Genomic DNA, 8440 nt, shown 5'->3' on the forward strand with positions numbered 1-8440 from the left:
ACTGAAGAGATAGTCGAATCTCCCGCAAAGGAATCGTCGGGAAGTGGAGCGGCAGATGCAGATTTGGTTGAGGAACCAGTATCTGAAGTACCAACAACTGCAATATCTCCAACACCACAAATTGTTGCACCATCAATAAACCGATTAGATGCGGAAGCAGAAGAGATAACAACTGAAGAGATAGTCGAATCTCCCGCAAAGGAATCGTCGGGAAGTGGAGCGGCAGATGCAGATTTGGTTGAGGAACCAGTATCTGAAGTACCAACAACTGCAATATCAGCGTCTACACAAATTGTGGAATCACAAATTCAGCAATTAGATACAGAAAAAGAGACGGAAGAAGAGGCAAAAGAGGCAGAAGAGACAAAAACTGAAGCAAAAGCAGAATCTCCAGATGAAGCGTTGGTAAGGTTGTCGTCGGATGTCGATTTAGAAGAAGAAATAGCCGCCGAAAGGGAAACAAGGACAACTGAAGTTTCAGAAATTGATGAAACATCGGCCAATCAACCAACGGCAACAGAAGCAACAATCGATGGGGTAGAAGTTTGGTTTAACAAAGGTTTGCAGCAAGCAATGGCGGGAGATTTTCAGGCAGCTATTGCTAACTGGAATAAAGCGTTAGAATTAAAATCGGACTTTTACGAAGCATGGAATAACCGGGGCAATGCGCTAGCGAATATAGGAGAGTATGAAGAAGCGATCGCATCTTACGATCGAGCAGTAGAATACAAACCAGACTATTACCAAGCTTGGTACAATCGCGGCAATGCACTGGGTAACTTAGGCCAACATGAAGAAGCGATCGGCTGTTACAGTAAAGCAGTAGAATACAAACCAGACTTTTACCAAGCTTGGTACAATAAAGGCTGTGCGCTTTATAATATAGGGCAACAAGAAGATGCGATCGCTTCCTACAGCAAAGCCCTGGAATTCAAATCAGACTATCACCAAGCTTGGTACAACCAAGGCACTCTTCTATATAACATAGGTAAGAATGAAGAGGCGATCGCAGCTTACGATCGAGTCATAAAATTTAAGCCAGAAGATCACCAAGCCTGGATTAACCGAGGCATTGCCGCCAGAGATTCGATCGACTATAATTCTGCCGTTGCCTCTGTACCAGCTACCCAGAACCAAGATTTGAACTTGCGAGGGTATGAGGGAGAACTGGCAAGCTATCAGGAAGGATTGAAGTATTGTCAACAAGATACCCACCCAGAAGGTTGGGGCGATTTGCACAGAGCGATCGGCAACGCCCACTATTTTAAAGGGCGATCGGCTCCAAATCCCAGCGATTATTACCGTCAAGCTGTCGATGAGTACAACGAAGCCCTAAAAACAATCACTGAAGCAGATTTTCCCGAACTGCATCTAGAAGTTTTGCAATCTTTAGTTCGCGCAGATTTGGGTTTGGGACAAAAAGATGAAGCCGCAGAAATACACCAACGCGGCGTAGAATTGTTGCAGCGCTTGTTAAACGAACCGCAACGTTCCCAGTCCAGTAAAAAACAACTCGCACTCAAACAAGCCGCTTTTCAGCAGCTGACAGTAGATATCGCCATCCAGTCTGGGCAATTTATAGAAGCTTTAGAAGCAGCCGAAGCTGGAAAAAATTCCTGCTTGCATTGGTTACTGTATGGCTGGAAGGAAGAGGTTCCCTCACCGAAATATGCCGAAATTCAACAAATTTTGAATCCGACAACAGCCGTCGTTTACTGGCACATCAGCCCCTGTGCCTTAACCACTTTTATCATCAAAAATGATGCCCCAGCACCTATAGTTTTACCAGCCAATCGTTCTTTGGAAAAGAACGAGTACCTCAATCGCTTGGTAAAATTTGAAAATTGGGTAAAAGATTGGAATCAACAATACCAAGAATATCAGCCAGAAAACTCAGATTCCCTCGCCGTCAGTGAGGAGGACAAGAGTGGGATCGACTGGCGGGATAAATTACCGGAAACGATCGCCCAACTGCGTCAAATTCTCGGCATTTCCACAATAGAACTATTGCTGGCCGGAATTGATAAGTTGATATTTATTCCTCACCGCGACTTGCATCGCTTACCCCTTCACGCTTTGTTTGCCGATAAATTCAGGATCGCTTATTTACCCAGCGCCCAAATTGGACTGAATCTACGGGAAAACACCCCATCCACTACTCAACAGCCAGCCGCAAGCACTCTTTTGACTGTGGAACAACCCGAAAGTACAGGATTAAAGCCACTGCTATTTGCGAAAATTGCATCCAGTGCGATCGGTCAAATGTTTGCCAATCCCACCCGTATTATCGGCCCTTCCTGCACCCGCCCACAACTGGAAACCTTACTGCAACAACCTCACAGCATCTTTCACTTTGCCGGATACAGCAGTGACAATTCCCAAAATCCCAGCCGATCGGCCCTAGCCTTATCCGGCGACGATAAACTGACCTTAGCAGAAATTGTTCAAATACCCTTCAACGAATATCAACTGATCGCTCTTTCCGCTTGCGAAACCGCCGTTAAGGGGAATCAAACCATCTCCAGCGAATACGTCGGCTTAGTCAGCGGTTTTCTCTCCCAAGGCGCGTCCCACATCCTCAGTACTCTGTGGACAGTTGACGACTTCTCCACCGCACTGTTTGCAATTCGCTTCTACCAATTATTCAAAGCAGGTGCGAATCCCAGCGTCGCCTTCAAACAAGCTCAAAACTGGCTTCGTACCGTCACCTACGCCCAACTTGCCGAGTGGTATATAGCATTGCCAACAGATGAAATCCGCGATACCGACCCTGACGGCTGGGAACACCTGCAAAGCCTTGCCAAACACATTCAGGATCGCTCAGACAATTCCAGCGATCCCCCTTACAGCCATCCTTACTACTGGGCTGGATTTACGATCGCTGGCAAGGTTAATTCCTAGTAACTCAAGTTGCTAGTTAGATTGAGTAGGGTGCTTCAGAACTTTAAAATTAATGACGATCGCGAAAATTCTGCCTCTGACGCACCCCACCAACTCAAAAAAATAACTACCAACTTGCATTAGCAGCAGAACTGCCAACTACACCTTCTATGCTTTGTTTTGAGTGCAGACCTTGTTAATCTATCCCCACCTACTTCTATTTGCTTATAACCTGGAAGAAAAGTCAGACGGCAAAGAAATCAGCCAGCCGAAATCCTGGGAAGCTTTGCGTACTCGACTGAAGGTTCCCCCAGAAGCAGATTTTAATTCGGAACGAAATTATCCCTTCGCAGTTGATGATGTCCACGGCTTTTATCAGCGTATTTCTTTGGGCGAAACGGATAGCTTGTTAGTTTCCACTTTTATCAAAGATGAGGATAAGCCTCAAGATGTCTCCTGTTTCTATAAGTTCAGACAAAAGCTAGAATTACAAGCAAACGTCGGCAGAACTTGGCTGATTTTGGGTTATTTAAATTCTGCCTCAGATGCCGATCGCGAAAAAGCAGCCAAAGAAGCATATAAGGCTTTGAATGGTATTCAGCAAGAGCCTAAATTAAAGCAAGGAAATTACTTTTTAGGCAGCACTATTTTTGAAGCATTGCAACCACAAGATTTGACAAAGCTGGAAAATAATGACTTTATACTGATTTGTATATGCCCATATAAGAAAACAATGGAAAGAATTGCCACTTTTTACTACGAGTGGCTGTGGCTGTTCTACTATCGCCATAAAATACTCTGCACTTATAGTAACAGTAGAATTGTTAAAAAACTTCTGGAGACAGAAGGTTTATTCCCAAGTAGATCGACAATTCCAGAAATTCAATTTTATTTACCGGACTTGAATTTAGCAAATCTATATCTGGAGCAAATAAAAATAGATTTACATAAAAATTTATTGATGCTGTCTAAACAGACAGCCGGACTGGAAAGTTTAGCGTTGCAGCTGCAAACGCTCAAAACTAACATGAAAAATTATAAAAATCGCTTGGAAAAAATTAAAGAAATAGCTAATAACGAAATTGGACTTACTAAACTGAATTTTTTGGAGGAATTTGGCGAGGCTGTAGCATCGAAATATCAAGGGGAAATTGAACAAGATTACACAAGTTTGAGTCCAGGTTTGAGAATCCGAGAAAAGTACATCGATACAATTCGAGGAATTATGGAGGTTTCCCAAGCAGAACGCGATCGCACTTTAACCAACACAATAGCGATCGTCGGTATTGCCGTCGCAAGCAGTACCATCACCACCACCATTTTGTCAACCCAGTTACCTCAGCCTCAACCTAAAAATAGTATTTCTTTGACAATAGCTTTCTGCTTGAGTATATCAGCTGCCATAATTCCAGCTGCGATCGCCTTCATATTATTACGTAAATTCCGCCGAAAATAACACTCAAAACTTACCCAAGAGAACTGTAGCCCACAAACGCAGTTTCTTACCCTCTATCGACTTAAAAAATCTTGCTTATCGGTTTCGTTTGATAAACTGGAATTTCAATAAAAAATTCCGTTCCTGTGCCAACTTCCGAAACGTAACTCAACTCTCCCTTGTGCCTTTCTACCACAATTTGGTAGCAAATAGATAGCCCCAAACCGGTACCCTTTCCCACAGGTTTTGTCGTGAAGAACGGATCGAATAATTTGCTTTGGTTTTCTGGAGGAATACCGCACCCATTGTCTTTAATTGTAATTACAACACGAGGCTGATTAGCGCCTGAATCCGGATTTTTTAACTCAGTGCGAATAGTAATCGTAGGCGTAAAGCTTTCTTCTTCTTCTGCCGCCTTACATCGAGCTTTTTCCAAAGCATCGATCGCATTACTAATAATATTCATAAATACCTGATTTAGCTGTCCCGCATAACACTCCACCAGCGGCAGATTACCGTAATCTTTAACTACTTCAATCCCCGAATGCGTCGGCGTAGCTTTGAATCGATTTTGCAGAATAAGCAAAGTGCTGTCAATTCCTTCGTGAATATTGACATCTTTCATTTCCGCTTCATCAAACCGCGAAAAGTTGCGTAACGACAGCACAATTTCGCGAATTCGATTAGCACCTATACTCATGGAAGCCAGCATCTTTTGCAAATCCGCAATCAAAAAATCTAGTTCAATTTCTTCTGTAAGTTCTAACAATTCCGGATCGGAATGGGGATACTTTTGCTGATAAAGTTTAATCAGTCTAATTAAATCTTGCGTATAGGTACTGGCATGAGGAAGATTTCCGTAAATAAAATTAATCGGGTTATTAATTTCATGAGCAATACCAGCTACAAGCTGACCCAAACCAGACATTTTTTCAGTTTGTATAAGTTGAGCTTGAGCTTGCTTTAAAGCTTGGTAAGCTTTCGCTGATTTCTCCATCTCTTTCCGTAACCGCTTCTCATTTACAGTCACCTGCCCCAGCAAATTATAAAACGATATAGTCAATTGCCCAATTTCATCTTCTCGGCTCATCAATTCTTCGCTTTTAGGACTAGCTTCAGCCAATAAATTACATTCATCCATAATAGGCTGTAGACGTTGATTTAAGCGTTTGACAAATAGAAAAACTACTATAGCCAGCACAATAGATGCACCAAGCGCTGCCAAGAGAGTTCCCCCTACTGTAAATTGCAACAATGGGCCAACAATAACCCACTGAGGCACCGACGCCAGCAATATCCAATTATTATTAGCGATTCTCCTATAAGCCCAATATTCTCTTTTCCCGCCCGCATCTTGCCAAGATATAATACCGCTGTTTTTCTTACCAGTTTGGATATTTTTTTGAATCCGTTGCCAAAGTTGGGAATAATTATTAATTTCTGGAAAAGGTTTCAATTCAAGTGCTAATTCGGGGTTCGGTGGATAAGCGATCAAATTGCCTTTGGAACTCACCAGCGCAAAATATCCTTTATCCCTCATTACTGGGTGTGATAATTTCACGCTGAGAAAACCTAACTCTAAATCTTGAGCCAGTACCCCCAGTAACTCTTTTTTATTGTTGTAAAAAGGTAGTGAATAACTTGTACTGACTGTTTGTTGTGGAGGTTCCACAGTTGTTTCTAAATAAGAAATTGGCTCCAACCAAATAGGCTTACCTGCTTTAATCGGTTCGATAAAATAACTTGCTTTGTAATCATCTGGACTAGATTCTCCCCCCTTAGCAATTACCTTCCCATCATTTTCTCTAATCGCAAAAGGGTAAGCATACTTTCGCTGTGGAATAATTAAACGCTTTTGTGGTGGCTGACCGAAACCCAGTCCAGTTCCTAAAGGGATAGTTTTCAAAGAACGACCGATTAAATTAACATAAACTTGTTCGCGTCGTTCTCCAGCCTCGTAGAGTGTGGTTGCAGATGCTGCAACCAGTTTGGTTGAGTTTTCAAAGCTATTGAAACTGCCTTCTAAGTTTTGAGCATTTACCTCTAGGCTTGCCGTCAATTCCGCTCGTGCCTGTTTCACAAGTTCTTGGTAGAATAAATAAGAAGCACATCCCAATCCCACTAAAGAACCGCCCAAAACTGAAAGAAATAAACGCGAGCCAACCGATTTGGCGATCGAAGTTTTTTGCTGGCGACGAGAGTTTAATTTTTGGGTAGTGTCCTGCATAGTTTTTTCTCCTAGCAGTAGATGCAAACGACGCATAGAGGCAACCTATAAATATGGAATAACTGTCAAAGTTTAGTGTTTGAGTAGTCGTAATTTCTATGTATTTAATTTTATTCTAGCTAACAAACTTTAACTTTTTAGAGCGCTCGTAATAAACGTTAAGGATTGAGTCCATTTCCTCTTTTCCTTCAGCAACTGCATTAACTTTATCGAGATATTTATGATTGATTAAACCTTTTAACGGCTGTTGAACTTGGTTAAAGTAATTCATGGCTTCTACTGCTTTTTTATCCCACTCTGGATAATATTGCAAAATATCATCAGGCATTACCTTTGTTCTTGGACTACCTTTTTCGGGAAAACAATAAAAAGGTTTGTCTAAATTCAAATAACCGTAGTCATCTGTCAATTCCTCGCCCGGATGGATATCCCTGACAGCCAATTCAAATTTGTATGCCGTACCGATACAACTGGAATTAAAGCTATGATTTACAAATTTGCCGATATCCCAGCACAATATATATGTACCTTCATTATCCCGATAACAATACTTGAGCAGTTTTTCTCGCAGAATCGGGTTGAGCGATAATATGTAAGATGGAGAAAACCTTTGATCTAATTCATCTAAAACCCAAGTAATAGTACCTTTGGGAATGAGTTTAGTGGCAAACACGCCGTAGCCTATAATTTTGTTTATATAACGGAGTTCTGTGTGCGGGTGTATCATTTATCCAAAAAACAAGTAAATACTTCTAGTTTTCTCAAGATGAAAAAGCTTAAAATGTCGTGCAGGCAATCAAAACTATAGATAAACCTAGCTTACAAATTGGTAATGGACTTGCCGCTGGTATATCATCCAGATTACATCGCACCGCTGCCAGAGGGGCATCGCTTTCCGATGCGGAAATTTCGGCAACTATACGAACTGCTGTTAACCGATCGCGTTGCCCAGCCAGAACAATTCCACACACCCAAACGTCCACCGCCAGAGTGGATAGAATTAGTTCACACCCCCGATTACATCCAAGCTTACTGTGAAGGAACCCTCGACGCCAAAGCGATTCGGCGGATTGGATTACCTTGGAGTCCAGCACTGGTGAATCGTACTTGTGTGGCTGTAGGCGGTACTATCCTCACAGCCGAGCTGGCATTAACTCGCGGTTTAGCCTGCAATACCGCCGGAGGAACTCATCACGCCTTTCCCAATTATGGCTCCGGTTTTTGTATTTTTAACGATTTAGCTATTGCCGCCCGTCTTCTCCAAAAAATGGAACTTGTCCGCCAAGTCTTGATTGTGGACTTAGACGTTCATCAAGGAGACGGCACAGCTTTTATCTTTCAAAACGACAAAAGCGTCTTTACCTTCTCAATGCACTGCGAAGTTAACTTTCCAGGCACCAAGCAAAAAAGCGATTTGGATGTTTCCTTACCAGTCGGGATGGAAGACGACGCCTACCTGCAAACCCTGGCCCAATATCTGCCGGACTTACTTTCCCAAGTGAAGCCAGATATAGTATTGTACGATGCTGGAGTTGACCCTCATGCAGGCGATCGCTTAGGCAAATTATGCCTCACAGACACCGGCCTATTCCGCCGCGAAATGCAAGTTTTGAGTACCTGCGTCGCCGCCGGCTATCCCGTCGCGTGCGTTATTGGTGGCGGTTATGCAGACGATCTCAACACCCTAGTATATCGCCACTCTTTAGTTCATCGTGCCGCCAGCATTGTGTACCACCAGTACCGACTTTGATGCCAAACTATTGATAGAGGAGTAATCTTTTAGTAGGAGTTAAACTGGACATTTCCGGACATTCCGTGACATAATTTCGGATGACTTGGCTCTTTGACTGGGCGACCCTGGATGGAACACATTGTAGAAAGCGCCGCTCGTCGGCGCG

The 8440-nt window shown here is 42.8% G+C and carries 5 protein-coding genes; 3 read left to right on the forward strand and 2 right to left on the reverse strand.

The annotated features are described in order from the left end of the window. Together H6G03_RS36170 and H6G03_RS36175 are read left to right on the forward strand one after the other, a co-directional pair. Positions 1-2901, forward strand: a 2901-nt coding sequence (locus tag H6G03_RS36170) for a CHAT domain-containing protein (RefSeq protein ID WP_190475615.1), incomplete at its 5' end; no start/stop codon positions are given. A gap of 172 nt (positions 2902-3073) precedes the next feature. Then, positions 3074-4336 (forward strand): hypothetical protein, encoded by a 1263-nt coding sequence (locus tag H6G03_RS36175; RefSeq protein WP_190475616.1) that lies wholly within the window; start codon positions 3074-3076, stop codon positions 4334-4336. A 61-nt stretch (positions 4337-4397) separates the two neighbouring features. On the opposite strand, the gene H6G03_RS36180 is transcribed toward H6G03_RS36175, so the two are convergent. Further along, entirely contained in the window at positions 4398-6542 is a 2145-nt protein-coding gene (locus tag H6G03_RS36180; protein WP_190475619.1) for a sensor histidine kinase, read from the reverse strand. Between the two features lie 115 nt (positions 6543-6657). Beyond that, a complete protein-coding gene (locus H6G03_RS36185; RefSeq protein WP_190475621.1) occupies positions 6658-7269 on the reverse strand; it encodes an SET domain-containing protein in 612 nt (203 codons plus the stop codon). 105 nt (positions 7270-7374) lie between these two features. Here H6G03_RS36185 and H6G03_RS36190 point away from each other — a divergent pair, with 105 nt between their 5' ends. Next, entirely contained in the window at positions 7375-8292 is a 918-nt protein-coding gene (locus tag H6G03_RS36190; protein ID WP_190475623.1) for a histone deacetylase family protein, read from the forward strand. Positions 8293-8440 lie beyond the last annotated feature (148 nt).

This window comes from Aerosakkonema funiforme FACHB-1375 (assembly GCF_014696265.1).
In the GTDB taxonomy this organism is placed as follows: Bacteria; Cyanobacteriota; Cyanobacteriia; order Cyanobacteriales; family Aerosakkonemataceae; genus Aerosakkonema; species Aerosakkonema funiforme_A.